At 68.9% G+C, this 26,569-nt stretch carries 20 protein-coding genes; 8 read left to right on the top strand and 12 right to left on the bottom strand.

The window, feature by feature from the left end; genetic code table 11:
- Positions 1 to 118: 118 nt before the first annotated feature.
- The 3 genes from ASG60_RS20300 (at position 119) to ASG60_RS20290 (ending at position 5,212) form a co-directional block, all read left to right on the top strand.
- The gene (locus ASG60_RS20300; RefSeq protein WP_056387499.1) at positions 119 to 1,234 is read left to right on the top strand and encodes an ATP-binding protein; all 1,116 of its coding nucleotides are present in this window, start codon (positions 119 to 121) and stop codon (positions 1,232 to 1,234) included.
- A 112-nt stretch (positions 1,235 to 1,346) separates the two neighbouring features.
- A complete protein-coding gene (locus tag ASG60_RS20295) occupies positions 1,347 to 2,366 on the top strand; it encodes a TIM44-like domain-containing protein (RefSeq protein ID WP_056387496.1) in 1,020 nt (339 codons plus the stop codon).
- 527 nt (positions 2,367 to 2,893) lie between these two features.
- Positions 2,894 to 5,212, top strand: coding sequence for an EAL domain-containing protein (locus ASG60_RS20290; protein WP_244476728.1), 2,319 nt, complete (start codon positions 2,894 to 2,896; stop codon positions 5,210 to 5,212).
- 35 nt (positions 5,213 to 5,247) lie between these two features.
- Here the strand turns inward: ASG60_RS20290 and rsmA are convergent, their stop codons facing one another.
- The 5 genes from rsmA to lptF form a co-directional block, all read right to left on the bottom strand.
- On the bottom strand, positions 5,248 to 6,123 hold the full coding sequence (gene rsmA, locus ASG60_RS20285; protein WP_056387491.1) for a 16S rRNA (adenine(1518)-N(6)/adenine(1519)-N(6))-dimethyltransferase RsmA: 876 nt from the start codon (positions 6,121 to 6,123) through the stop codon (positions 5,248 to 5,250).
- The gene (gene pdxA / locus ASG60_RS20280) at positions 6,120 to 7,142 is read right to left on the bottom strand and encodes a 4-hydroxythreonine-4-phosphate dehydrogenase PdxA (protein ID WP_056387488.1); all 1,023 of its coding nucleotides are present in this window, start codon (positions 7,140 to 7,142) and stop codon (positions 6,120 to 6,122) included. Before pdxA ends, rsmA begins: the two co-directional genes overlap by 4 nt.
- 72 nt (positions 7,143 to 7,214) lie before the next feature.
- Positions 7,215 to 9,887 (bottom strand): LPS-assembly protein LptD, encoded by a 2,673-nt coding sequence (locus ASG60_RS20275; protein WP_056387485.1) that lies wholly within the window; start codon positions 9,885 to 9,887, stop codon positions 7,215 to 7,217.
- Positions 9,887 to 10,981 (bottom strand): LPS export ABC transporter permease LptG, encoded by a 1,095-nt coding sequence (lptG, locus tag ASG60_RS20270; protein ID WP_056268429.1) that lies wholly within the window; start codon positions 10,979 to 10,981, stop codon positions 9,887 to 9,889. Before lptG ends, ASG60_RS20275 begins: the two co-directional genes overlap by 1 nt.
- A gap of 3 nt (positions 10,982 to 10,984) precedes the next feature.
- The gene (lptF, locus tag ASG60_RS20265) at positions 10,985 to 12,130 is read right to left on the bottom strand and encodes an LPS export ABC transporter permease LptF (protein WP_056268426.1); all 1,146 of its coding nucleotides are present in this window, start codon (positions 12,128 to 12,130) and stop codon (positions 10,985 to 10,987) included.
- Between the two features lie 272 nt (positions 12,131 to 12,402).
- Between lptF and ASG60_RS20260 the strand changes: the two genes are divergently transcribed.
- From ASG60_RS20260 to msrP, 4 genes are all read left to right on the top strand, one after another.
- Positions 12,403 to 13,896: a leucyl aminopeptidase gene (locus tag ASG60_RS20260; RefSeq protein WP_056387482.1), complete on the top strand. Its 1,494-nt coding sequence runs from the start codon at positions 12,403 to 12,405 to the stop codon at positions 13,894 to 13,896.
- The gene (locus ASG60_RS20255) at positions 13,893 to 14,609 is read left to right on the top strand and encodes a hypothetical protein (protein ID WP_056387476.1); all 717 of its coding nucleotides are present in this window, start codon (positions 13,893 to 13,895) and stop codon (positions 14,607 to 14,609) included. The genes ASG60_RS20260 and ASG60_RS20255 overlap by 4 nt, the downstream gene beginning before the upstream one ends.
- A gap of 85 nt (positions 14,610 to 14,694) precedes the next feature.
- Complete coding sequence (locus tag ASG60_RS20250) at positions 14,695 to 16,404, top strand: AMP-binding protein (protein ID WP_244476727.1); 1,710 nt, start codon at positions 14,695 to 14,697, stop codon at positions 16,402 to 16,404.
- Positions 16,405 to 16,526: 122 nt separating this feature from the next.
- A complete protein-coding gene (gene msrP / locus ASG60_RS20245; protein ID WP_056174521.1) occupies positions 16,527 to 17,477 on the top strand; it encodes a protein-methionine-sulfoxide reductase catalytic subunit MsrP in 951 nt (316 codons plus the stop codon).
- Between the two features lie 19 nt (positions 17,478 to 17,496).
- On the opposite strand, the gene ASG60_RS20240 is transcribed toward msrP, so the two are convergent.
- The 6 genes from ASG60_RS20240 to carB all read right to left on the bottom strand — a co-directional run bounded on the left by ASG60_RS20240 (position 17,497) and on the right by carB (position 25,287).
- Positions 17,497 to 18,387: a LysR family transcriptional regulator gene (locus ASG60_RS20240; RefSeq protein ID WP_056175021.1), complete on the bottom strand. Its 891-nt coding sequence runs from the start codon at positions 18,385 to 18,387 to the stop codon at positions 17,497 to 17,499.
- 206 nt (positions 18,388 to 18,593) lie between these two features.
- Entirely contained in the window at positions 18,594 to 19,568 is a 975-nt protein-coding gene (trxB, locus tag ASG60_RS20235) for a thioredoxin-disulfide reductase (RefSeq protein WP_056174523.1), read from the bottom strand.
- Positions 19,569 to 19,582: 14 nt separating this feature from the next.
- Entirely contained in the window at positions 19,583 to 20,617 is a 1,035-nt protein-coding gene (locus ASG60_RS20230; protein WP_056174525.1) for a mitochondrial fission ELM1 family protein, read from the bottom strand.
- 60 nt (positions 20,618 to 20,677) lie between these two features.
- Positions 20,678 to 21,190 carry a hypothetical protein gene (locus ASG60_RS20225; RefSeq protein ID WP_244473847.1) on the bottom strand — a complete coding sequence of 171 codons (513 nt, stop codon included), beginning with the start codon at positions 21,188 to 21,190 and terminating at the stop codon, positions 20,678 to 20,680.
- 8 nt (positions 21,191 to 21,198) lie between these two features.
- The gene (gene greA, locus ASG60_RS20220; RefSeq protein ID WP_187272944.1) at positions 21,199 to 21,675 is read right to left on the bottom strand and encodes a transcription elongation factor GreA; all 477 of its coding nucleotides are present in this window, start codon (positions 21,673 to 21,675) and stop codon (positions 21,199 to 21,201) included.
- A 126-nt stretch (positions 21,676 to 21,801) separates the two neighbouring features.
- Positions 21,802 to 25,287, bottom strand: a complete 3,486-nt coding sequence (gene carB, locus ASG60_RS20215) for a carbamoyl-phosphate synthase large subunit (protein WP_056387473.1) — start codon at positions 25,285 to 25,287, stop codon at positions 21,802 to 21,804.
- A gap of 318 nt (positions 25,288 to 25,605) precedes the next feature.
- Between carB and ASG60_RS20210 the strand changes: the two genes are divergently transcribed.
- Positions 25,606 to 26,049 (top strand): pseudoazurin, encoded by a 444-nt coding sequence (locus ASG60_RS20210; RefSeq protein WP_056387470.1) that lies wholly within the window; start codon positions 25,606 to 25,608, stop codon positions 26,047 to 26,049.
- Positions 26,050 to 26,100: 51 nt separating this feature from the next.
- Here the strand turns inward: ASG60_RS20210 and ASG60_RS20205 are convergent, their stop codons facing one another.
- Positions 26,101 to 26,478 carry a hypothetical protein gene (locus tag ASG60_RS20205; RefSeq protein WP_056387466.1) on the bottom strand — a complete coding sequence of 126 codons (378 nt, stop codon included), beginning with the start codon at positions 26,476 to 26,478 and terminating at the stop codon, positions 26,101 to 26,103.
- Between the last annotated feature and the right edge of the window lie 91 nt (positions 26,479 to 26,569).

The following is a 26,569-nucleotide window of genomic DNA, read 5'->3' as shown; positions in this document are numbered from 1 at the left end:
CGAAGGCGGAACGTGCCTCGCGGAACGCCCGGTCACCCGCGGTTCTCGTGTCGAACCCCGATGGGCCGAGGGCGTTTCGTGAAGAGGCGCCGAGAAGCCTCGCACGCGCGGACAGGCCATGGCATCGCCCCCACCGGACGATCAGGCGCCGGACGACCGGCCGGATGCGGCCCCGCAGGCCTACCTCGTGGCGTCGCGGGTGCCGGCACTGCTCGTCGAGGCCGGCCCGGACGGCGAACGGATCGTCTTCGCCAACCCGGCGTTCCTGACGCTCACCGGCTACGGCGCCGAGGCGGTGACCGGCCGCAGCACCCATTTCCTCCTCGGACCGGATACGGACCGGGCGGCGCGGATCGCCCTCGCGACGGCGCTCACCGATACGCCGCCCGAGGGCGTCGAGTTCCTGGCCTATACCCGCGCCGGAGCCGCGTTCTGGGCGCAGATCCTGGTGGCGCCGGTGCCCGGCACCGATCGGCGGCTCGTCCAGATCGTCGACGTCTCCCGCCGTCGCGATGCCGAAGGGGCCCTCAGCCTGTCGCGCCAGCGCGAGGCGCTCGGCCTCCTCACCAACAGCGTGGCGCACGAGTTCAACAATTTCCTCCAGATCCTCATCGGCTACATCGACGGCCTGAAACGGCGTCTGAGCGACCGCGACGAGCCCTTCATCCAGCGCGCCATCCTGCGCTCCACGGATGCGGCGGAGCGGGCGACGATCCTGACACGCCAGCTCCTCGCGTTCTCGCGTCGGATCGCCCCGGACGTCCGGCCCGTGGACCTCAACGCCCTGATCACCGAGTTCGGCGCACGCATGGGTCCGAGTCTGCCGGTGCGGATCAGCCTCGACATCCGCACCACGCCGGGCCTCGCCTGCGGCCTGAGCAACCCGCGCCAGGTGGAACTCGCCCTCAACCACATCGTGGCCAACGCGTGCGAGGCGATGCCGGGAGCGGGCCGCATCACCATCGCGACCTTCGCGGTACCGGTGGGGGATCGCGCCCTGCAGCGCCCCGGGGACGGCGCCGTCGGCATCACGGTGACGGATACCGGCCACGGCATGTCGCCCGAGATGGCGGCGCGCGCGCTCGCTCCGTTCATCACCAGCCGTGAGGCCGGGCGCGGCACCGGCCTCGCCATCGTCCATGGTCTGGTCAAGCGCCAGAACGGCACGGTGAACCTCGAGAGCAAGCCCGGCGAAGGCACCGTGGTCCGCCTTGTCTTCCCGGCCGTGGCCTGAGGGCGGAAAAAAAGCGCGGGGCGAGATGGACTAAAACCGCGCCTCGCCCGTCACCATATAGTGACTGGCGCTTCCGCCAGACTCTCAAACGAACCGCATCAGGGGCGAATCCATGCTCACCACCCCCACGCGCCGCAAGCGCGCGGCCACCATCCTCACGCTCGCCGCCACGCTGGCACTGGCGGCGCCCTTGGCGGAGGCACGTCCGGGCGGCAGCAGCGGCGGCATGGGTTCGCGCGGCTCGCGCACTCACGATGCCCCCTCGGCCACCACCACGGCCCCCTCGACCGCAGCGCCGATCCAGCGCACGCAGACCCTGCCCGGTCCGGCCATGGGCAATCCCGGCATGAACCCGGCTGCGGCCCAGCGCCCGCGCTTCGGTGGCGGCTTCATGGCGGGCCTTCTCGGCGCCGGCCTCCTCGGCGCGCTCCTCGGCAGCGGCTTCTCGGGCGGGCTCGGCGGCATCGCGTCGTTCATCGGCCTCCTGCTCCAGGTCGGCCTCCTCGTCCTCATCGTCTCCTTCGCCGTGCGCTGGTTCCGCCGTCGCCAGGCGAGTCCGGCCGCGGCCGGTCACGCTCGCTCGGACCTGAGCGGCAACGGTGCGAACGGGACCGGCATGGGTGGGACCGGCATGGGCGGTGGCCTCGGCGGCAATGCCGGCCGCGGCCCCGTGGGTGGCGCCCTCGGCGGAATGGGTCGCGGTCCTGCGCCCGTGCAGCCGGTGCAGGCGCGTCCGGTCCAGATCGGACCGGGTGACTTCGAGAGCTTCGAGATCGCCCTGAACGGGGTTCAGGACGCCTACGGCCGTGAGGACGTGCCCGCCCTGCGCAACCTCGCGACCCCCGAGATGGCCGGCTACTTCGTCGAGGAGCTCCGTGCCAACGAGGCCAAGGGTGTCGTCAACCGCATCTCCGACGTGAAGCTCCTTCAGGGCGACCTGTCGGAATCGTGGGGCGAGGGCAACGCCGAGTACGCCACCGTGGCCATGCGCTACGCCATCAAGGACGTCACCCTGGACCGTCGCACCAACCGCGTCGTCGAGACTGGCGCACCCGAGGCCGTGGAGCTCTGGACCTTCGTGCGCGAGCGCGGCGGTCGCTGGGTACTCTCGGCGATCCAGCAAGGTCACTGAAGCCTTCACCATCCGAATGAAAAGCGAGGGCCGCCCGGGAAACCGGGCGGCCCATTTCGTTTCGATCGATGGGTCCCGGACGCCGAATGGGTACGTCGGTCCATCGTCGTCGCATCACGCTTTGACGGACGCACAAGACTTACAGGATCTCATTATGGATTTAATATGCAGGTCAATACTCGCGAATTGCTGATTCCTATATGCCCGAATTTTGGCGGGCCTCGATATTTGCGTCGCAACGCAAAAACCTACAAGTAAAAACAAGACATTTGTAATTTGTACCGAGCCCTATAGGCTAAAAGCAAACATATAAATTTGTTAACCATCCTATTAAGCCACGGGTTTGTGAAGAAACGCCGTTTCGACTTGGAAATAATTATCGCAGATCAAGAAAGGACGCAGCTGGAACTCGCTTGGTCATCGCAATGCTGACAACTCAAGGTTGCATATTCTACGAGCATGACTATCGCCTCGTCGGATTGTCCGCCGTCATTTGTATCCTCGGTTGTTTTGCTGCGACGACGACGATGGCTCAGGTGGAACTGTCGGGTCAGCGCGCCTTCTCGCGCTGGATGCTCGCCTCGGCGGCCGTCTTCGGCTGTAGCGTGTGGTCGCTGCACTTCGTCGCCATGCTGGCCTTCACACCCGCGACCGAGATCGCCTACGAACTCGGCCTTACGGGCGCGTCGATCCTGGTGTCCGTCCTCGGAACCTTGCTCGCGCTCCTCGTGCGGCACCGCCTGCTCGGCACCCCCATGGCCGCAGTGCTCCCCGGCACGATCCTGGGTCTGAGCGTCGCCGGCATGCATTACCTCGGCGTCAGTGCGATGCGGGCCTCCAGCCTCGTCGTGCTCGATCCTTCCTACGTCATCGCCTCGGTGGCGCTCAGCGTGGGGTTCGGGATCGTTGCCCTGACCCGAGCCCAGGCGCTTCTCAGCCTCGCGCGGCGCGTCGAGGTGGCGATCTGGCTCACCCTCGCGATCTGTGGCCTACACTTCACCGGTATGGCCGCCGTGTCGATCACCTCCCTGGAGCCCCTGGAGGGGGCCGACCTTCTTCTCGGGTCGACGCAGCTCGGCTTCGCGGTCGGGTCCATCAGCCTGCTCGTCCTCGTCGCCGGCCTGACGGCCCTGCTGCTGCAGCAGCACCTGTCGCGTCGCAACCTCGACGAGATCAGCCGGATGCGGTTGCTCAGCAACCTGGCCTACGAGGTCCTGCTCATTCATCGTGACGGAAAGGTACTTGAGGTCAACAGCGCCGGAACGCGCCTGTTAGGCATGCCGGTCGAGGACATCATCGGCAAGCCGGTCCTCGATCTCTTCTCCCGGTCCGACGCCCCAGCCCTGATCCGGCGCGCGACCCGGCGGTTGGAGGACCTGCATCCCGAGGAGTTCGAGGCGCGTACGGGGGCGGGCGTCCTCGTTCCCGTGGAACTGTCGTGCCGCATCATCGAGTTCGGCGGTCGACCGGCGACCGCGGTCGCCCTGCGCGATCTCACGGCGCTCAGGCGTGACGAAGCCCGCATCCGTCACCTCGCCCTGCACGATGCCCTGACGGATCTGCCCAACCGCTACCTGATGGAGCAGCGCATCGATCACGCGATCGCGACCGCTGCACAGGTCGGGAGCGGTCTGGCGGTGCTCTATCTCGACCTCGATCGTTTCAAGCCGATCAACGACCTGTACGGACATGCGGCGGGCGACGAGCTGCTGGTTCAGGTGTCCCGGCGTCTCCTCGGCGAGCTGCGCCCGACCGACACCCTCGCGCGGATCGGCGGTGACGAGTTCATCGTCGTTCTACCCCAGGCGGCGACGCCGGCGCATGTCTCGGAGGTGGCGACCCAGCTCCTCGCCGAACTCGCCCGGCCGTTCCGGATCGATAGCCACACCGTCGAGATCGGTGTCTCGGTAGGCATCGCGCTCTACCCGGACGACGGTACCACGGTGGAGAGCCTGCTGCGCGCCGCCGATACGGCACTGTATCGGGTGAAGGACGAGGGACGCGGTGGCCTGCGCTTCTTCGAAGCGTCCATGGATGCGCAGCTCCACGCCCGGCGCACCCTCGAGCACGAACTGAGCGGCGCAATCGCCCGCGACGAGTTGCAGCTGTTCTACCAGCCCATCGTGAACGCCCGCACCGGCGAGATCGAGACCTTCGAAGCCCTCATCCGCTGGCAGCACCCGGAGCGCGGCCTCGTCTCACCGGCCGAATTCATTCCCCTGGCCGAGCAGGCCGACCTCATCGCGTCGATCGGGCGGTGGGTGATCGACACGGCCTGCGCCACGGCGGCGACCTGGCCGAAAGCGTGGCGCGTCGCCGTCAACGTCTCTCCGAGCCAGTTCCGGCAATCGGACGTGCCGGCCATCGTCGCCGCGGCCCTCGCCCGGAATGCCCTCGACGCGAGCCGCCTCGTCGTCGAGATCACCGAGAGCGTCTTCATTCAGGACGCGACGAACGCGGTGGACGTACTCTCGCGCCTGCGCCAGCAGGGCGTTCGCCTGGCCCTCGACGATTTCGGATCGGGCTATTCGAGCCTGAGCTACCTGCAACAGTTCAAGTTCGACAAGATCAAGATCGACCAATCCTTCGTGCGCCGGCTCGGGCAGGACGCCGACACCCTGACGATCATCGGCGCCATCGTGAATCTCGGGCACAACCTCGGCCTCCACGTCACCGTCGAGGGGGTGGAGACGGCCGATCAGCTCGAAATTCTGCGGGGCCTCGGCTGCGACCAGATGCAGGGCTACCTGTTCGCGCGGCCATCCCCCACGATCACCGGCCGGGAGCTGGAACAGGCCCGTTTGCGCGCGATGTTCGCGGAGACGTTCGTCAGGGCGCGCGCCTGAACGGCGTGCGCCGGCGGGACTACACGCCCGCGGGACTAGGTGCCCGACGCCAGGGCCTGCGCCATGGCGACGAACCCGGCCACCGGCACCTCCTCGGCCCGCGCGGTCTCGGGAATGCCCGCGGCCGCCAGCAGGAGTGCGGGATCGGGGGTCGCGGCCTTGAGGCTCTGGCGCAGCATCTTCCGGCGCTGGCCGAAGGCCGCGCGGGTGACGCGCTCCAGGGTCTCGACGGCGCAGGGCAGGGGGGAGGACCTGGGCGTCAGCCGCACCACGCTCGACGTCACCTTGGGCGGTGGCACGAAGGCGGACGGGGCGACGTCGAACAGGATGTGGGCTTCCGTGCGCCAGCCGCACAGGACGCCCAGGCGACCGTAATTCGCGCGGTCGGATTCGTCCGCCACGATGCGCTCGGCGACCTCGCGCTGAAACATCAGGGTGAGGCTGTCCCACCACGGCGGCCACACCGGCGCGGTGAGCCAGCCCGTCAGCAGGGGCGTTCCGATATTGTAGGGAAGGTTGGCGACGATCCGCACGGGCCCGGTGCCCAGACCCGCTTCAATGAGGGGCACGGGATCGAAGGTGAGGGCGTCGGCATCCACCACGTCGAGGCGGCCCCGGTAATGCGCGGCGATCTCGGCCAGCGCCGGCAGGGCGCGCGGATCGCGCTCGACGGCGATCACCCGGGCGGCGCCGGCACTCAGGAGCGCGCGGGTGAGGCCGCCGGGGCCGGGGCCGATCTCCACCACGGTGACGCCCTCGAGGGGGCCGGCCGACCGGGCGATGCGACCCGTGAGATTGAGATCGAACAGGAAGTTCTGGCCGAGCGCCTTCTTCGGCTCCAGGCCGTGCGCGCGCACGACGTCGCGCAGGGGCGGCAAGCCGTCGTCGGCGCGGTGGTCGATATCGCTCATGACTTGGGGCTTTTCGCGAGGCGGGCGGCGAGGCGCAGGGCCGCCATCAGGCTGTCCGGGCGGGCGATGCCCCTTCCGGCGATGTCGAAGGCGGTGCCGTGGTCCGGCGAGGTCCGGATGAACGGCAATCCCAGGGTCACGTTGACCCCGTCGTCGAACGCGATGGTCTTGATCGGGATCAAGGCCTGGTCGTGGGTCGGGGTCAGGGCCACGTCGTAGGTCGCTCGCGCCCGCGCGTGGAACAGGGTGTCGGCGGGCAGCGGACCGCGGATGTCGATGCCCTCGCCCTGGAGCTGCGCCACCGCCGGCTCCAGCACGTCGCGATCTTCCAGGCCCATGGTGCCGTTCTCGCCCGCGTGCGGGTTGAGACCCGACAGGACGAGGCGGGGGTTCGCGAGGCCGAAGCGATGGCGCAGGTCGTGGGCGACGATGCGGGCGGTGGCGACGACGAGCTCCCGCGTGAGCAGCTCGGGAACCCGGCGCAGGGCCACGTGAATCGTCACCGGCACCACCGCGAGGGTCTCGCTCCACAGCATCATCACCGGAAGCGGTACCGCCTCGCCGGGCTCGACGCTCAGCGCCGCGAGGAACTCGGTATGCCCCGGATGGGCGAAGCCGACCTGGGTCAGGACGTACTTGGCGATGGGGTTGGTCACGAGCGCCGTGGCGATCCCGGCGCGCACCAGGGCGACGCCCGCGGTGATGGATTCGAGGGTCGCGCCGGCGTTGGCCGAGTCCGGACAACCCGCCACGGCGCCGATGCGGGCGCCGCTCGGCAGGGGCATCACCGGGAGCGCGCGGGGAAACACCTCGGTGGCGTAATCCGGGCCGACCTCCGCGATGGGGATCGAGAACCCGAGTTCGCTCGCGCGCCGCTCGACGAAATCCGGGTCGCCGATGAGGAAGAACGGCGGCAGACCGGGGCCTTCGTCGCGGTCCCGCCACGCCATCAGGGCGAGTTCCGGCCCGATCCCGGCCGGATCGCCGAGGGTGAGGGCGATCGGTTGGTGATCGGTCACGCGGCGGTCCGTCCTTGCGCTGTCATGCCGACCGCGTCGCAGGTCGGGGCCGACAAGGCAAGGCGGCCGGGCTCACCGGATGGTGGCGATCCCGTCGGACGTGGTGGCGGTGCCGAGGTTCTGGCGCAGGTCCGCCTCGCCGAGGGTCTTGAGCTCGACGCGCAGCAGCACCGTGCGGTTGCGCTCCGCCGTGCCCAGCGCCGTGGCGATGGGCGAAACGATGTAGTTCAGGGACACCGTAGTGCACTCGTCCTGATAGCCGGCCCCGAGGCTGATGCCCGAGAGGTAGGACTTGCCGGGATTCACGTAGATCGGCGACGGGCCGACGGGGTTCTGCAGATAGGCGGTGTAGGCGTCGGCGAAGTTGTCGCGCACGTCGAGGTAGTGGCTCAGATCCACCAGGGCCGAGCCGGTGACGAACCAGTTCGGCGTCACATGGTAGGTGGCGGACGCGGTCACGCCCTCGCGCCGATGTACGAAGCCGAGGGCCGGCTGGGCCTCGTAGTAGGAATAGAATACCGACAGGTCGAGGGGCAGGAACGGGGCGAAGCGGGCCGTCACGCCCGTCTCGAACCGGTTGACGGCAAAATCCCGCTGGTCGAACCGCGCCCGCGAAATGAAGCTGATGTTCTGATTCGGCGAGAGCTGGAACCGGCCGACGAAGTCGGACCGGCGGTTCTCCAGGCCCGAATCGAGGCCCACATTGGCGATGTCGCCGCGGCGGAACGAGTTGACGCCGGCGATCTGGATCGACTCGCCGAACATCACGTTCGCGTACCAGCCGGCGGGCGTGACAACGGAATATTGCCCGCCGATGTTGGTCCGCAGGCCGCCCTCGACCCGGTCGTACCCTGAGAACTTGTCCCACTGGAACAGGGAGGTGTCGTCGAAGACGAGGCTCTGCGCGTCCTCGTTGGGCAGGCGGCCGATGCGGGTCTCGCTCGGGCGGGCGATGACCTGGACGATGGGCTCCAGGGTGTGGACGCCCAGCGGCCCGAAATTCGAGACGAACGGGTAGCGGTAATCGAGGCCGATGGCCGGCATCACCCGGCCGGAAATGTCGGAATCCTGGGTCGTCAGGTTCTGCGCCAGGGCGTTCTGGTAGCCGGAATTACGCGGGTCGACGAAGAACGCGTCGGTGCGCAGGTAGGCGAACGGCGTGAACACCTGACCGGCGTCGTCGATGAAGGTCCGGCGCCAGGACACCTGCGCCGAGGCGCGGGTCGTCGTGCCGGCCAGGCCGCGGATCAGGCAGGTGCTGCGGGTGAAGGTCAGGCAGGTCTCGTAGAGCGGGAAGCTCTGGCCGTTGGCGCTCGGGCTCAGCAGGTACGCGCCCGTGCGGGGAATGCCCTGGAAGTCCGTGGCCTCGCGGGTCAGGCTGGTGATGTTGGATTCGAATCGGACCTCGCCGCCGAGCGGGGCCGGCCCGTTGATGCGCTTGTCGTAGTCGATGACCGGCGCAACGATGGGCTGTTCCTTCTGCCAGTCGAAGCTCGACAGGCCCTTGAAGTAGTAGCCCCGCGCCTCGAACCACGAGCGGTCGCCCTGTCCGATGAGGTAGGCCGTCGAGACCGCCTCGCGGAAATAGTCCGTCGTGATGCTCTGGTTGCGGATGCGGTAGTTGTCCAGGAACCACTTGTCGGTGACGCCGACGAGGTCCCAGCCCGTGCGCCAGCGGTCGTTGATGTAGAACTGGCCCTTCGACTCGACGGCGCCGCGGAAATCGCGGTCCCCGGCGCCCAGCGGCCCGGGCAGGAACGCGCTCGGCGTCGTCTGGAAGATGCCCGAGAGACGCAGGTTGTATGAACCCGTCTCGAGGCGCTGGCGGAACTCGGCCTGACCCAGCACACCCTGGTTGCTGAGGAAAGCCGGCGACAGGGTCAGGTCGTAATCCGGCGCGAGATTGAAGAAGTACGGCACGGCGAGGCCGCTGCCGAGCGCCGTGGACGAAATGAAACGCGGCGTGAGGAAGCCGGATTTGCGCTTCACGCTCGGATCGGCCGTCTCGAAATACGGCAGGTAGGCGAGCGGGATGCCGGCGATCTCGAGGGTCGATTCCTCGAACGCGATGGTATGGGTCTCGTTGTTGTGGATGATCTTGGTGGCGCGGATCTGCCACAGCGGCGGCGTCTCCGGGTTGTTCTTGCACGGCTCGCAGGCCGTGTAGGTGCCGTACTCGAAGCTCGTGCGGTCGCCCTCGATGCGCTCGGCGCGGGGCGCCGAGAACCGGGTGCGGACGGGCTGGCCCTTCACCTCGATGGTCTGCTGGATGCGCAGGGCGTCGATGAAGCCGTTCTTGAAGTCGTCCGTCAGCTCCATCTTCGCGCCGGTCAGCACCGCCCCGGTCTCGTCGGTGAGGCGGACGTTGCCCTCGGCGAAGACTCGGCTGGTGTTGCGGTCGTAGAGGACGCGGTCGGCCTGCAGGGTGCGCGGACCGTAATGCAGCTCGGCGTTGCCGCGCGCCGCGACGGTGTTCTTGTCGTTGTCGTAGACGAGCTCGGCCGCCTCCACGAGAAGGCGCTCGGCCGGCTTGTTCGAGGCGGGCTTGCCCGAAGCCGGCTTCGTCTTGGCGTCAGTCGTCTTGGCGTCCGTTTGCGCAGCCGGACGGGCGTCGGCCGCGGTGGAGACCACGGCCGGGAGCAGCGCCAGCAGACCGGCGGCGAGTGCGATGTCGGCGACCTTACGCAACGCGAGTCCCAACTCCTGCCACGACCCCACCCCGTTTCCCGATCCGGAGATCAGCATCAGCCGTCCTCCTGGTAGAGAAGCGTGAGCGTACCGAGAAGACTTCCTACCACAGCCGGGAACCACGCCGCCACCGCCGGCGTCACGATCCCGGACGCACCCAGTCCCTCGAGGAGCTGCCGGGCGACGTAGAGCGCGAACCCGGCCGCCACGCCGCCGAGCACGAGCTTTCCCACGCCACCAAAGCGGAAGAACCTTAAGGAAACGCTGGCCGCCACGAGCACCATGGCGACGAAGAGAACGGGGCGCGCCATGAGCACGTCATACTGGAGACGGTAGCGCGTGGCATCCAACCCCGCCCGCTCGTTGCGTGCGATGGTCTCGGGAAGTTGCCAGAAAGGCACAGATTCCGGGGGTGTGAAGCGCTGGCGCACCTGTCCGGGGTCGAGGGTGGAGGCGATGAGATATGTGGAAAAGCCCTCCGGCGGCGCGTCCGGGGTGAGGAGGCGGGCCTCCTGCAGCTCCCAGTACCCGTCGTGGAGGATCGCCCGCGCGGCATCGATCTCCGACACGAACGCCCCGGCCTCGTCGAAGGTGTAGGCCGAGACGCCCGCCAGCGTCGTGGTGCCCTCGATGGCCGTCTCGGCCCGCAGGATCGCCTGCCCGTCGACGCTGCGCTGGCGGATCCAGATGTCCTTGCCCGAGCCCGCCTTGGTGGAGCGCGCGAAGATCTTCGCCTCGATCTCGGTGGAGCGCTGCTTCAGCAGGGCCGAGACCGGATTGTAGACGCCCACCGTGAAGGCCCCGATGGCGAGCGCCACGAACAGGCCGGGCTGGAGGAACTGCCACGCCGAGATCCCGGCGGCCCGCGCCACCACGAGTTCCAACTTGCGCGAGAGCTGCAGCAGCGAGGCCATCGATCCGAACAGGATCGCGAAGGGCAGCACGCCCTCGGCCACCGCCGGGGTGCGGAACAGGGCGAGCTGGGCCATCAACCCCGTGGACGCGCCCTCGGCGTCGCCGGCGCGGCGCAGGAGCTCGACGAAATCGAGGGTGTAGACCAGGGTGAAGACCGTGAGGAACACGCCCAGGATGGTGCGCAGGAACCGCAGCGCGAAGTAGCGCCCGAGGGTGAGGCCGATGAGTGCGCTCACGGCTCAGGCCCGTCCGAGGCGTCGGCGGCGCAGCAGCCCGGCGAGGCGCGCGTTCCAGGCCCGGACCGCGGGCCCGTGGAAGATCAGGACGCTGGACAGCGCGATGGCCAGCAGCGGCACGGCGTAGATCGCCACGACGGCGCCCTGGCTGCGGGTGGCGGCACTGGTGGCGGCGAACCCTGCGATGCGCAGCACCACCACCGCCAGCACCGCCCCGGCGACGGCGAGCCCCCGGCCCTGGCGGGTGGTGCGGGGATCGCCGAGCGCCGCGAAGGCGATGAAGGTGAGCGCCAGCGGATAGAGCCACGACGACAGGCGGTCGTGCAGCTCGGAGCGGAAGCGGCCCTTCTGGAGCTGGTAGTAGCCCTCCGCCCGATCGGGAAAGAACAGCTGCGTCGTCGAGCGCTCGCGCGGCTTGTAGGTCACCTCCGAATCCGGAGGCGTGAAGGCGGCCAGATCCACGGTGTAGCGCTCGAAGGTGATGATCGAGGAGTCGCGCGAGTCCTTCTGCTGCCGGTGCACGCTGCCCTTCTCCAGGGCGAGGTAGCTCTGGCCGCCGTAATCCACCGCCTGTCCGCGCTCGGCGAGGTAGACCACGCTTTTTCCCGCCTCGCGCTTGTCCTGGATGAAGATGCCGAGCAGCGATCCGCCCGGTCCACGCTCACGGAAATGGAAGGTGATGCCGCTGTCGAGGCTGGTGAACTGGCCTTCCTTGACCACGTTGGCGATGAAGTCGCCCCGCACCCGGGTGAGCACGTCGCGCAGTTCCTGGAACGAGGACGGCATCACCTGGATCGTCAGGAACGCCACGGCGAAGCTGACGGCGAGGCCGAGGGTAAGGAACGGGCGCAGGATGCGGCGTGGCTTCATCCCCGCCGCCGACATGACGATGAGCTCGGAATCGCCGTTGAGCTTGTTCAGGGCGTAGACCACGGCGATGAACAGGGCCACCGGCGAGATCACGGTGACCAGGGTCGGCAGGGACAGGCCGGTGATGAGGAAGAAGATCACCAGGGTCTGGCCCTTGGCGGTGATGAGGTCGAGTTCCCGCAGGGCCTGCGTCACCCAGATCGTACCCGTGAGGCCGACGAGGCAGGCGAGGAAGGCTCCGAACGCGATTCGGAAGATGTAGCGCTCGATCTGCGTCATCGGTTCTCGCGGACGGATCTCCCGGGGGACGTTTGGCCGGGTCACCGATGCGGCGACCCGCCGATGTAGCGCAGGCCCGCAGGTCGCGTCGAGCCACCCCTGAAGCGCACCAAACCGGGCGGTTTGACGGCGTTTTCCGCCGCCGCGCCATCGCGTTGCGTTCTGACGCTCGTCGGGTACACAGGAAACCGATCCGGCGCCGCCCGTCCTTCGCGTGCCGCGCCGCACACACTCGACGCGCGACCTTGGCGCGCCCATGGAAAGCTGCAGGCATGGCGGACGGTATCACGATCGCATTCGAGGCCCTCGGACCGGTGGGCCGGGGCGACCTCGTCGTCTTCGTCGGCGACGATCTCGCTCTCGCACCCGAGGTGGCCCAGGCCGTCGGGCGCGGTGCCGCCGACCTCGTCGCCCGCGCCGCCGCGAGCGAGCGCTTCAAGGGCAAGTCCCTCTCGGCCCTCACCCTGCCGGCCCCCGCCGGCCTCGACGTGGACCGCCTGGTGGTGGTCGGCCTCGGCTCCGAGAAGGACCGGGCCAAGCTCGACTGGCCGGCGCTCGGCGGCTTTGCCGCCAGCAAGGTCACGGGCCGCACCGCCACCCTGGCGCTGGTGCTCCCGGGCGTGACGGTGACGCCCGAGAACGCCGCCGACATCGCGCTGGGCGCCCGCCTGCGTCACTACAGCTTCCACCGCTACAAGACCAAGAAGAAGCCCGAGGGCGAGGAGACCCGCGGCACGACGCTCACCCTCATGGTGACCGATCCGGCCGCCGCCGAGGCCGCCGTCAGGACCACCGATGCGGTGGCCGAGGGCGTGATCCTGGCGCGTGAACTCGTCAACGAGCCGCCGAACGTCCTCTTCCCGGCGGAGTTCGCCCGCCGCGCCGAGGACCTGACGAAGCTCGGCGTCGAGGTCGAGGTGCTCGGCCCCGGCAAGCTCGAAGCCCTCGGCATGGGCGCGCTCCTCGCCGTGGCCCGCGGCTCGGTGCGCGAGCCCCGCGTGGTGATCATGCGCTGGAACGGCGGAGCGGCGGACGAGGCCCCCATCGCCCTCGTCGGCAAGGGCGTGTGCTTCGATTCCGGCGGCATCTCCATCAAGGGGGCGGCCGGCATGGAGGATATGAAGGGCGACATGGGGGGTGCGGCCTGCGTCGTCGGCACCCTGCACGCCCTGGCGTCCCGCAAGGCGAAGGTGAACGTGGTCGGTGCCATCGGCATCGTGGAGAACATGCCCGACGGCGACGCCTTCCGCCCCGGCGACATCGTCACCTCCATGTCGGGCCAGACCATCGAGATCATCAACACCGACGCGGAGGGACGCCTCGTGCTCGCCGACGTGGTCTGGCACGTCCAGGGCGCCTACAAGCCGAAGTTCATCATCGACCTCGCCACACTCACGGGCGCGATCATCGTGGCGCTCGGCCAGGACATCGCCGGCCTGTTCTCCACCGACGACGACCTCGCCGCCAAGCTCACCGCCGCCGGCGAGGCGACCGGCGAGGCCGTGTGGCGGATGCCGCTGATCCCGGCCTACGACAAGGCCATCGACTCGAAGTTCGCCGACATGAAGAACACCGGCGGTCGCCACGGGGGTGCGGCCACCGCCGCGTCCTTCATCAAGCGCTACACCAACGACGTGCCGTGGGCGCATCTCGACATCGCGGGCGTCGCCATGTCGTCCTCGTCGTCGGAGATCAACCGGAGCTGGGGTGCGGGCTGGGGCGTGCGCCTCCTCGATCGCCTCGTGCGCGACAACTACGAGGCGTGAGCCGCGTATCCGCCACCGCCTGGGCGCTGGCCCCGGCGGCGGCCGCGATCCTCGGCGTGGGCCTGGCCTGGGCGACGGGGTTCAGCCAGCGCACGGTCCTGCCGGGGGTGGTCGAGGCGCGGTTCTACGGCTTCTTCCTCGACCGGTACCCGCTGTTCGCGGCCGCCATCCTGTACGGGCTCGCCGCCCTCCTCGTGACGATGATCCGGTCGGGGCCGGGCCGACCCGTCCGGCGCCTCGCCGGCGGCGCGGTCGCGGTCGCGATGCTGCTCGTCGCCGGCCTGTATCCGACTTTCGGCGGCCCGACCCTGCGGTCGGGCTTCGCCACGGGCGGCGTCGCCTTCCTCAACGGGCAGACCATGACGGTGGCCTACGGCCTCGGCGCGGCCTCGGCCGCGTTCGTGTTCGGCCTCGCCTTCGGTTTCGGCAGCCTGCTCATGGCCGGCACCGTCCGAAGGGGTGGAGGCTGGGGCCGATGGCTCCTGGCGGCGGGCGGGCGCGTGCTGGTGCGATACCTGTCGCTCTGGTTCGCCCTCGCGATGCTCGGCCTCGCCCACGCCGCCGGGCTCGGCGCCTGGCCGCGCCGCCCGCTCACGGGCGGGGAGGCGGCCCTCGCCGCTGCCCTCGTCCTCCTCGCCTTCCTGCCCCATTCGGCGCTCGCCTGGCTCGACAACCGGGCGCGCCATCGGCCACCATCCGGCGCGGTGGCTTGATCCGGGCCGGCAAATCCGAAAAGATGGTTCAGATGTGAACGAAAGCGGCACCAAGCCGCTGCGCCACATCACAGGGAGGTTCGCAATGCCCCAGGATCGGGTGGCCCCTCGTCGTGGCGCCGAGCGTCCGTGGCTGTCCGCCTACCCGCAGGGAATGCCGGCGGAGATCGACGTGGCGGCCCTCGGCACCCTCGTCGACCTGTTCGAGGACACCCTGCGGCGCCATCCCGACCGGCCGGCGGTGCAGTGCTTCGGCTCCCGCATCACCTACGGCGCTCTCGGCGAATCCGCGCGCGCGGTGGCGGCGTGGCTCGCGGCGCAGGGCTACGGCAAGGGCGACCGCATCGCGATCATGATGCCCAACGTGCCGGCCTACCCGGTGGCGATCCTCGGGGTGTTGCTCGCCGGCTGCACCGTCGTCAACGTCAACCCGCTGTACACGCCGCGCGAACTTACCGCGCAGCTCGCCGATTCCGGCGCGCGCGCCCTCTTCGTCCTCGAGAATTTCGCCCACACGGTGGAGACGTCCCTTGCCGAGGTGAGCCTGGAGCGCATCGTCGTCGCCGGGCCGGGCGACGGCCTCGGCCTCAAGGGGCGGGCCATCGGCTGGGCCAGCCGCACCCTGAAGAAAGCGGTGCCGGCCTATGCCCTGCCGCCCGAGCGGACGGTCCGGTTCGAGCAGGTCCAGCGCCTCGGCCGGACCCTGCCGCGCCCGGTCGTTGCCCTCGCCCCCGACGACCTCGCCTTCCTGCAATACACCGGCGGCACCACGGGGGTCGCCAAGGCGGCGATGCTGACCCACCGCAACATCGTCGCCAACGTCGCCCAGTGTCAGACCTGGTTCTGCATCGACGGCGACGACGGCCACGAGCGGGTGATGATCACGGCCCTGCCGCTCTACCACATCTTCGCCCTGACCTGCTGTTTCTTCCTGTTCGTGAAGCTCGGCGGGTGCTGTCTGCTGATCCCGAACCCGCGCGACGCCGACGGCTTCGTGAAGACCCTCAAGGGCAACCGCTTCACCCACCTCTCCGGGGTCAACACCCTGTTCAACCTGCTGGTGAATCATCCGGGCATCGGGGCGGTGAATTTCGGCCACATCGATTTCGTCATCGCCGGCGGCATGGCGGTGCAGGCCCCCGTGGCGGCCAAGTGGAAGACCATCACCGGCACCACCATCGTCGAGGGCTACGGCCTGTCCGAGACTTCGCCCGTGGTCTGCGTGAACCCGCCGAGCCTCGTCGAATGGTCCGGCACCATCGGCTTCCCGCTTCCGTCGACAGACGTCGCCATCCGCACCGTGGACGGGCGGAGCGCCGGCCCCGGCGAGCCCGGCGAATTGTGCGTGCGCGGGCCCCAGGTCATGGCCGGCTACTGGAAGCGCCCCGACGAGACCGCGCGGGCCACCACGCCGGACGGATACTTCCGCACGGGCGACGTCGCGGTGTTCGAGCCCGACGGGCAGGTCCGCATCGTCGACCGGATGAAGGACATGATCCTGGTCTCGGGGTTCAACGTCTACCCCAACGAGATCGAGGAGGTGCTGGCCGGCCATCCCGGCGTCCTCGAATGCGCCGTGGTGGGCGCGCGCCACGACGAGACCGGCGAGATGGTGGTGGCCCACGTCGTCCGGCGAACCGACGAGACCACGCCCGATCTCCTGCGGGCCTTCGCCCGGACCCAGCTCACGGGCTACAAGGTGCCGCGCCGGGTGGTGTTCCACGACGCCCTGCCGAAGACCAATGTCGGCAAGGTCCTGCGCCGGGCCCTGCGCGACGATCCGCCCGCTTCGTGAGATCGCGCCGCGTGTAACCAAACGGGCCGCCGGTCCGTATGGTGGGCATCGGGCGGATGCCGAGAATCGACGCCGGGCGTCGAAGTGAAGCGTTCCGGCCGGCATCTGCGAAGGAGCCTCACATGCACATCAAGCGTCCGCGCGGCTGGGAAATCCCGGAGCACCTCGCGACCCCCGAGAGCGTCTTCCTCGACCGCCGCGCCCTGCTCGGTGCCGGGGCCGGTCTGGCCGCATCGGCGCTCCTGGGCGCCCGCGGCGCACACGCCGCCGCCGAGCCCGGCCTATACCCGGCGCCCCGCAACGAGGCCTACGCCCTCGACCGCGCCGTCACGGCGGAGAAGTACAGCGGCGACTACAACAACTTCTACGAATTCGGCATGTCAAAGAGCGTGCTGCCGGCGGCCAACGCCCTCAAGACCAAGCCCTGGACCATCAAGATCGACGGCCTCGTCGAGAAGCCGTTCGAGATCGGCTTCGAGGACCTCCTGCGCAAGGTGACCCTGGAGGAGCGGCTCTACCGCCACCGCTGCGTCGAGGCGTGGTCCATGGCCGTGCCGTGGACGGGGTTTCCCCTCTCGAAGCTGGTGGCGCTCGCCAAACCCGCCTCGGGTGCGAAGTACATCCAGATGCAGACCTTCCTCGACCCCGCCATGGCGCCGGGCCAGCGCTCGTTCCTGTACCCCTGGCCGTACATCGAGGGGCTGACCATGGCGGAGGCGGCCAACGACCTCGCCTTCGTGGTCACGGGCATCTACGGCAAGGCCCTGCCGAACCAGTTCGGCGCGCCGATCCGCCTCGCGGTGCCGTGGAAGTACGGCTTCAAGTCGGTGAAATCGATCACCAAGATCTCGTTCGTCGCCGAGCGGCCCAAGACCTTCTGGGAAGGCCTGCAATCGGCCGAGTACGGCTTCTGGGCCAACGTCAATCCGGCCGTCTCGCACCCGCGCTGGAGCCAGGCGACGGAGCGGGTGCTGGGCACCGACCAGCGCGTGCCGACCCTGATCTACAACGGCTACGGCGAGCAGGTCGCGGGTCTCTACAAGGGCCTGGAGAAAGAACGCCTGTTCGTGTGACGGAGCCCAGGCGCGGCGCTCAGTAGATCCATCGCTGCGCCTTGGCCACGAGGAAGTCCCGGAACGCCTGCACGCGGGCGACGGTGCGCATCTCCTCCGCGTAGACGAGGTAGCTCTCCATGTGCGGCATCTCGCTGTCGCGCATGACCTGGACGAGGCCGGTCCCGCTCTCCACGGCGTAGTCGGGCAGGATGCCGATGCCGGCGCCCGTCTCCATGGCCTGCTGCAGGGCCGTGATGTTGTTCACCGTGAAGTGGATCGGCCGGCGCTCCTGGCCCTCGCGCCCGACGGTGGCGAGCCAGTGGGTGGCGAGCAGGTAGGACGGCTCGTTGCCGCCGAACGAGATCAGCCGGTGGTTGTCGAGGTCGGCGATGCTCTTGGGCTCGCCGAAGCGCTTGACGTAGTCGGCCGCCGCGTAGGCGTGGTAATGCACCGTGAACAGCCGCCGCTGGATCAGGTCGGGCTGGGCCGGCCGCCGCATGCGAATCGCGACGTCGGCCTCCCGCATGGCGAGGTCGAGTTCCTCGTTGGTGAGGATCATCTCGACGCGGACGTCGGGGTAGAGGTCGAGGAACTCGGCCACGCGCTGGGCGAGCCACGAGGTGCCGAGCCCCACGGTGGTGGTCACCTTGAGGTCGCCGGACGGGCGCTCGCTGGTTTCGACGAGGCGCGCGCGGGTGTTCTCCAGGCGCAGCTTCATGTCCCGCGCGGCGCGGAACAGCAGGTCGCCCTGCTCGGTGAGGATCAGCCCCCTGGCGTGGCGGTGGAACAGAGGTGCCTTCAACTCGCGCTCGAGGGCGCTGATCTGGCGGCTGACGGCCGATTGGCTCAGGCCGATGTCGTCGCCGGCGCGCGTGAAGCTGCCGGCCTCGGCGACGTTGAGGAAGATGCGGATCTTGTCCCAGTCCACGGCGTCCACTCCCGTACGCACCCCGGTGCCGTCCCGTTCGCCGTTGCCGGCCCGGACCCTGACACGCGCCGCACGGATGCCCACGGATCACAGTGTGGGTCGTCCATGCGAGAAGCGCCGACGGCCCATGCCGTCAGCGCTCAGGTTAGGACTTCGATCTTGCGATTGTGTTGCGGCCTGGCGCAAGCCGCGGCGGACAAAAATCGCTATTCCGCCGCAGCTTGCTGTGGGGTCTCGCCGACTTCGAGGGCGGCGATGAACTTTTCGGCGTCGAGGGCCGCCATGCAGCCCATGCCGGCCGCCGTGATCGCCTGGCGGTAGATGTCGTCGGTGACGTCGCCGGCGGCATAGACGCCGGGAATCGCCGTGTGGGTCGTCCCCGGCTTGGTCTCGATGTAGCCGCCGTCGCGCATGGCGAGCTGACCCTCGAAGATCGCCGTCGCGGGCTGGTGCCCGATGGCGATGAACACGCCGTCGGTCTTGCGTTCGACGATCTCGCCCGAGCGCACGTCCTTGAGGCGCAGGTGCGTCACCGACGGGGGCTTCTGCGTGCCGCAGACTTCCTCGACGGCGTGGTGCCACAGCACCTCGACGTTGGGATGCTTGAACAGGCGCTCCTGCAGGATGCGCTCGGCCCGGAACTCGCCCCTGCGGTGGACCACCGTCACCTTGGAGGCGAGGTTGGCGAGATAGAGCGCCTCCTCCACGGCGGTGTTGCCGCCGCCGACCACCACGACCTCCTTGCCCCGGAAGAAGAAGCCGTCGCAGGTGGCGCAGGCCGAGACGCCGAAGCCCTGGAACGCCGCTTCGGAGGGCAGGCCGAGCCACTTCGCCTGGGCGCCCGTGGCGATGACGAGGGCGTCGCACGAGTAGGTCTCGCCGGAATCGGCTTCCAGCCGGAACGGCCGGACCTTGAGATCGACCTTGGTGATGTACTCCGACACGATTCTGGTGCCGACATGCTCGGCCTGGGCGCGCATCTGCTCCATGAGCCACGGCCCCTGGATCGCTTGCGCGAAGCCCGGATAGTTCTCCACATCCGTGGTGATCATGAGCTGACCGCCGGGCTGGAAGCCGGAGATCATCAGGGGCTCGACCATGGCGCGGGCGGCGTAGATGGCGGCGGTGTAGCCGGCCGGCCCCGAGCCGATGATGACGAGCTTGGAATGGGTGTGCGCCATCGGATTCGTCTCCTTCAGGATGGGTCGGCGGAGGCCAGGCGCGCGACATGCGCGTCGTAGGCCCGCGCCATCGCCTGCGCGATGGCCGGCGTCGCGTCGAGGGGTTCGTAGCGCAAGGTCTCCAAACGACCGATGAAGGGCTTCAACGCGCCCGCCATGGCGAGGCCCGCGAACAGCCGCCTGTGACGGATATAGGTCTTCGGCAGGTCGAACAGGAGGACCGGGGCGCCCGTGCTCACGGCCTCGCCGACCATGTTGGCCGAATCCGACGTGACCACGATGGACTCGGCGAGCGCCAGCATGGCGACGTAGGGGTTCTCGCCCGTCCCGTCCCAGAAGAACCCGCCCTTGGCCGCGACCAGGGCCTCGAGGGCGTCGCGCAGGTCCGGCGGGGTGCGGCGCGAGACCGTCAACATCAGCGAGCAGCCGCCCTCCGAGAGCTTGGTCAGATCGCGCACGAGGCGGCGCATGTCGGCGTTGCGGTAGGTGAGATGCCGGCTGTCGCCGCCGATGAGCACGGCGATGCGCGGCCAGGGCAGGCCGGCGAGGCGCGGATCGGGCCGGGCGCGCGCGGCGGCGAGGCGCTTGGCGGACACCTGATGCGGCGCGGTGAGGGTGGTGAAGACGTTCTCCCCCCGCAGGTCGTCGTAATCCGGCACCCAGACGAAGTTGGCGGTCTGCGGTCCCGTGCGCGGGTCCTTGAGGAACGCCGTGAAGGTTCGTCCCCCCGAGGCTTCGCGGACGGCCCGCAGGTACGGTACCGACCGCCGACCCGAGGCGACGAGGATGTCGGGCAGCGGCCCCGACAGGGCGCCGCGCGCCCGGCCCGGCCGATCGCCCGGGTCCACCGGCCCCCACGGCGCCATCCAGCCGAAGGGCGGGCGCGGCGTGATGCGCCGGGTCTCGAAGGCGAGGCCGAGGGTCTCGGCGAGGCCGAGGCACTGGTTCTCGTCGCCGGCCTTGCCGTCGGTGACGATCCAGGTCCTGGCCTGGGCGATCTCGCGCGGAGGGGAGGGGGTCGTTGCCGGACGGCCGGACGGTGCATGCATCCGGGACGCTTTCGCCATCGGCGCCGCCACGTCAATCCCGCCGGTCGGTTCGCCCGACGATCACTGCGACGGCAGGGCCCGCCGAAGCCAGCCGGCGTAATGCGCCGCGATGGCGGTCACCCGCCGACGCTCCGATTCAGGATCGTACCAGGCCCCGCCGGAACTCGCCGGGACGACGGACAGCTGGGGATGCCGGGCCAGCACCTCGCCACGGCGACCGACGAGGAGGGCCTCCCCGTCGAGATAGTCGGAATCCATGCTGCCGCCGAAGCCGCTCCGGCCCTGGTTGCCGACATAGGGATTCATCGACAGGCTGCGCAGGCGCACCACCAGGGTCGGGCCGCGCCCACCGGAAACATCGGCGAACTCGGCACGCAGGGCCTGGGTGAGATCGTCCTGAAGCGCCCGGGCGCGGGGTCCGTCCCCCTGGGCGAGGAGGGGTCCGACATCGACGCGAATGCCGGACAGCCGTTCGCCCCCGAGGCTCGGCAGACCCTGGGCCGAAGCCGGGGCGGCGAGGGAGAGAAGGCCGAGAAGGCCTCCCGTCCCGGCCCAGCGCAACAGGCGGCGCACGACGACGCTCAGGCGCCGTACTGGACGGCGACGACCTCGTAGGACTTGCCGCCGCCGGGCGTCGTCACTTCGACGGTGTCGCCCACACCCTTGCCGATGAGGGCGCGGGCGATAGGGGAGGTGATGGACACGAGGCCCGAGCGCACGTCGGCCTCCGGCTCGCCGACGAGCTGGTAGGTCTTCTCTTCCTCGGTGTCCTCGTCGACGAGCTTCACCGTGGCGCCGAACTTGATCTTGGTCCCGGAGAGCTTGGTGACGTCGATCACCTCGGCGCGCGCGATCATGCTTTCGAGTTCCATGACGCGGCCCTCGTTGTGGGACTGCGCCTCCTTGGCGGCATGGTACTCGGCGTTCTCCGACAGGTCGCCGAGGGCTCGTGCCTCGGAGATCGCCTGGATGATGCGCTGGCGCTCCACCTGCTGGCGGTGCTTCAACTCCTGCTCCAGCGCCGCGTAGCCGCGCACCGTCATCGGAACCTTGTCTATGGTCATCGTCTCGCGCCACAATGAAGAGGCCCGAAGGGAGCGCAATCGCTCCCCCCGGGCCAGAATAAGATCGTCCAGAACCTAATGCGTCGCGGCCGTGACGCAAGTCACCCGCAACGCGATGATTCAGGCCGCGAAGTATTCCTGCAAGGCGCGGACTTGGAGATCGCCTTCCAGATAGGCCTTGATCCCCTCGGCCGCCGCCATCGCACCCGCGAGAGTGGTGTAGTACGGCACTTTATGCAAGAGGGCCGCGCGGCGGAGCGAGCGGGAGTCGGAGAGCGCACCCGCCCCCTCGGTGGTGTTGAACACGAGCTGGATGTCGCCGTTCTTGATGGAATCGACCACGTGCGGCCGGCCTTCCAGAACCTTGTTCACCCGCTCCGTCGGTACGCCCTGTTCCGCGAGATAGCGCTGGGTGCCGCTGGTGGCGATGATGGTGAAGCCGAGTTCCGCGAGCAGGCGGATCGCCGGCAGGATCCGGGCCTTGTCGGCATCGCGCACGGAGACGAACACCGCCCCGCCCTTCGGCACCTGGGTGCCGGATCCGAGCTGGCTTTTCGCAAAGGCGACGCCGAAGCTCGAATCGAGGCCGATGACCTCGCCGGTGGAGCGCATCTCGGGGCCGAGCAGCACATCGACGCCGGGGAAGCGCGCGAACGGGAACACCGCTTCCTTGACGGCGATGTGATCGAGCACCTTGGCCTTGAGGCCGAAGCTCGCCAGCGGCTCTCCGGCCATGACGCGGGCGGCGATCTTGGCGATGGGCTCGCCGATCACCTTCGCCACAAACGGCACCGTGCGCGAGGCGCGGGGGTTCACCTCCAGCACGTAGATGGCGCCGTCCTTGATGGCGTACTGCACGTTCATCAGGCCGCCGACCCGCAGAGCCAGAGCCATGGCCTTCGTCTGGCGCTCCAGCTCGGCGATGGTCTCGGGCGAGAGCGAGCGCGACGGCAGCGAGCAGGCCGAATCGCCCGAATGGATGCCCGCCTCCTCGATGTGCTCCATGATGCCGGCAATGAACACGTCCGTGCCGTCGCAGATGGCATCGACGTCGATCTCGGTGGCGTCCGACAGGTAGCGGTCGAACAGGAGCGGGTTCTTGCCCAGCACCGTGTTGATCTGCCCCGTCTTGTCGTTGGGGTAGCGCGCCTTGACGTCGGAGGGGATCAGGCTCGGCAGGGTGTCGAGGAGATAATCCGCGAACTGGGTCTCGTCGCGGATGATCGCCATGGCGCGCCCGCCGAGCACGTAGCTCGGCCGCACCACGAAGGGCAGGCCGAGATCGGCGGCCACCAGCCGGCTCTGCTCGACCGAATAGGCGATGCCGTTCTTCGGCTGCTTCATCCCGAGCTTGTCGAGGAGGCGCTTGAACTGGTCGCGGTCCTCGGCGAGGTCGATGGCGTCGGGCGAAGTGCCGAGGATCGGCACGCCGGCGGCCTCCAGGGCGCGGGCGAGCTTGAGCGGGGTCTGGCCGCCGAACTGCACGATGACGCCGTGCAGCGTCCCGGCCTGACGCTCGGTCTCGATGATCTCGAGCACGTCCTCCTCGGTCAGGGGCTCGAAGTAGAGCCGGTCGGAGGTGTCGTAATCCGTCGAGACCGTCTCGGGGTTGCAGTTGACCATGATGGTCTCGTAGCCGGCCTGGGTGAGCGCGAAGCAGGCGTGACAGCAGCAATAGTCGAACTCGATGCCCTGGCCGATGCGGTTCGGGCCACCGCCGAGGATGATGACCTTCTTCGCCTCCGTCGGCTGGGCCTCGTCGACGACCGTCCCGGCGAAGGGCGCGACATAGGTCGAGTACATGTAGGCAGTGGGCGCCTTGAACTCGGCCGCGCAAGTGTCGATGCGCTTGAACACCGGGCGGACGCCCAGCGCCCGGCGGTTCCTGCGCACCGACTCCTCGTCGGTCTTCGCCAGCACGGCGAGGCGCGCGTCGGAGAAGCCGGCGGCCTTGAGCTGGCGCAGCGCTCCCGGCGTCGTCGGGATGCCGTGCGCCTTGACCCGGTTCTCGAGGTCGATGATCGCCTGGAGTTGCTCCAGGAACCACGGATCGATCTTGCACGAGGCGTGGACCTCCGCGTGGCTGACGCCGAGGCGCAGGGCCTGGCCGACCTTGAGGAGCCGGTCCGGGGTCGGGGTGCCGAGGGCCGCCTTGATGGCGTTGTGGTCGTCGCCCTTGCCGAGGCCTTCAATCTCGATCTCGTCGAGGCCGGTGAGGCCGGTCTCGAGGGAGCGCAGGGCCTTCTGCAGGGATTCGGCGAAGCACCGGCCGATGGCCATGGCCTCGCCCACCGACTTCATGGCGGTGGTGAGCGTCGGCTCGGCGCCGGGGAACTTCTCGAAGGCGAAGCGCGGAATCTTGGTGACGACGTAGTCGATGGTCGGCTCGAACGAAGCCGGGGTCGCCCCGCCCGTGATGTCGTTGGCGATCTCGTCGAGGGTGTAGCCGACGGCGAGCTTGGCCGCGACCTTGGCGATGGGAAAGCCCGTGGCCTTCGACGCGAGCGCCGATGAGCGCGAGACGCGCGGGTTCATCTCGATGACGATCATCCGGCCGGTGGCCGGGTCGATGGCGAACTGGACGTTGGAGCCGCCGGTCTCGACGCCGATCTCGCGAAGCACCGCGAGCGACGCGTCGCGCATCACCTGATATTCCTTGTCGGTCAGCGTCAGCGCCGGCGCGACGGTGATGGAATCGCCCGTGTGGACGCCCATCGGGTCGATGTTCTCGATGGAGCAGACGATGATGCAGTTGTCGTTCCTGTCGCGAACGACCTCCATCTCGTACTCCTTCCAGCCGAGCACGCTCTCCTCGATCAGGACCTCGTTTGTGGGCGAGGCATCGATGCCGCGCTCGACGATGTCGAGGAACTCCTCTCGGTTGTAGGCGATGCCGCCACCCGTGCCGCCCATGGTGAAGGACGGCCGGATGATCGCCGGCAGGCCGACATCGGCGAGCGCGATGAGCGCCTGCCCGATGGCGTGCTCGCCGTAGCGCTTGCGCCGGTCGGATTCGCCCCGGTGCCAGGTCTTCTCGAACGCGGCCAGCGCGGGCGCGCGGGCGTCGCCCTCGGTGGCGGTCTCGATCCGGGCGATCTCGGCGAGGTACTTCTCGCGGTCGACCTTCTTGGCCGCCGACGCGTTGGCCACCGCCGATTTCGGCGTCTCCAGTCCGATCTTGGTCATGGCGTCGCGAAACAGCTGGCGGTCCTCGGCCTTGTCGATGGCCTCGGCGGTGGCGCCGATCATCTGGACGTCGAACTTTTCGAGGATGCCCATCTTCTTCAGGGACAGGGCGCAGTTCAGCGCGGTCTGGCCGCCCATGGTCGGCAGCAGGGCGAAGCCCCCCGGCACCACGTGGCGCTCCTTCTCGATGATCTTGGCGACGATCTCCGGGGTGATCGGCTCGACATAGGTGGCGTCGGCCATGTCCGGGTCAGTCATGATCGTGGCGGGGTTCGAATTGACCAGCACGATCCGGTAGCCCTCCTCGCGGAGCGCCTTGCAGGCCTGCGTGCCGGAATAGTCGAACTCGCACGCCTGTCCGATGACGATCGGGCCCGCACCGATGATGAGGATCGTGGAGAGATCGGTGCGTTTCGGCATCGGGGGCCCTGGCTTGCGGGCACGCGCCCAGGCACACGCGGCGCCACCATCGGGGGCTGCCGTGTGCGGGCGCGAGCGGCGTGGATTGTCGTTAGGCTTCGCGTCTACACGCCGCCGCCCGGTTTTGGAAGGGCGGAGCGGTGGGCGCCGTCAGCCATACGCAGGAACCATGCCCACCGCCGGCCCCCAAGATATTCTTACGAATAGAACTGCTTGAATTCGTAAGTATCGGCGAATTTTCCCGACATTGTGCGTTGCTATATTTGCGCCAAATCGACGAAACGCGTCGATATTCTTTAGAATCATTCGAGGAAACGCATGACGAAGCTCACCCTGCTCGCCGGAACGGTCACCCTGTGCACAACGCTCGGCACGGCCGCGATGGCGGCCGAGTTCACGGTCAAGACCCTCGACAGCGGCGCGGACGACATGATGGTGTTCGAGCCCACCCTGGTGAAGCTGGCGGCGGGCGACAGCATCCGCTTCGCCCCAACGGACAAGGGGTACAACGCCGAGCTGATCAAGGGCATGGCGCCCGAGGGCGCGGCGACGTTCAAGACCGTGGTCGGCACGGAGGAGGTGGTGACCTTCGACAAGCCGGGCGTCTACGGCATCAAGTGCGCGCCGCACTACATCATGGGGATGATCGGCCTGGTGATGGTGGGGGGGGACCAGCCGGCGAACCTCGACGCCGCCAAGGCCGTCCCCCACGGCAAGATCGCCACGAAGCGGTTCGAGCCGCTGTTCGCGAAGGTGCAATAGGCACGCTCGCGGGCCGGAGGTGATCGTCCGCCTCCGGCAGGTTCGCTGAACTTAAAGGCCGGCGTAGAGTGCGGCCACAGCCCGGTCGATGGACAGGGTGAACACCCCGAAGGCCACGACGGCGGCGGCGGCGAATTCCAGGGCGGCGCTGGATAGCGTCTGGCTGCGGCGCAGGAGTTCGCGGCCGAAGAACAGGCTCACCCAGGCGATGGTGAGAACCGCCGGCAGGACGAACAGGAAGGACAGGGTGCTCTCGATGCGGTCGAGCCCGGCGGCGGGGTCGATGAGGGCCCGGATGTTGCGCACCCACGGCGCGTAGCAGGCCGCGTACAGGGTGGTCATCCAGGACAGGCCGACACCGACGCCGAGATGGAAGGTGAAGAGGCGATGCAGGCGCGAGAAGTCGTCGCGCGCGTCGTCGAAGGTCATGTGGAGATCCCCGCCATCGGTCCGGTTCGGGCCCGCGCGACGAAGCTTCGAGCGTCGTCCTTAGCGGGCCGTTAATGGGGCGGGGATGCCC

It is taken from the genome of Methylobacterium sp. Leaf469, assembly GCF_001424745.1.
Taxonomy (GTDB): Bacteria; Pseudomonadota; Alphaproteobacteria; order Rhizobiales; family Beijerinckiaceae; genus Methylobacterium.
The sequence above is the reverse complement of the archived record's forward strand: the minus strand, read 5'-3'. Positions and strand labels throughout refer to the sequence as shown.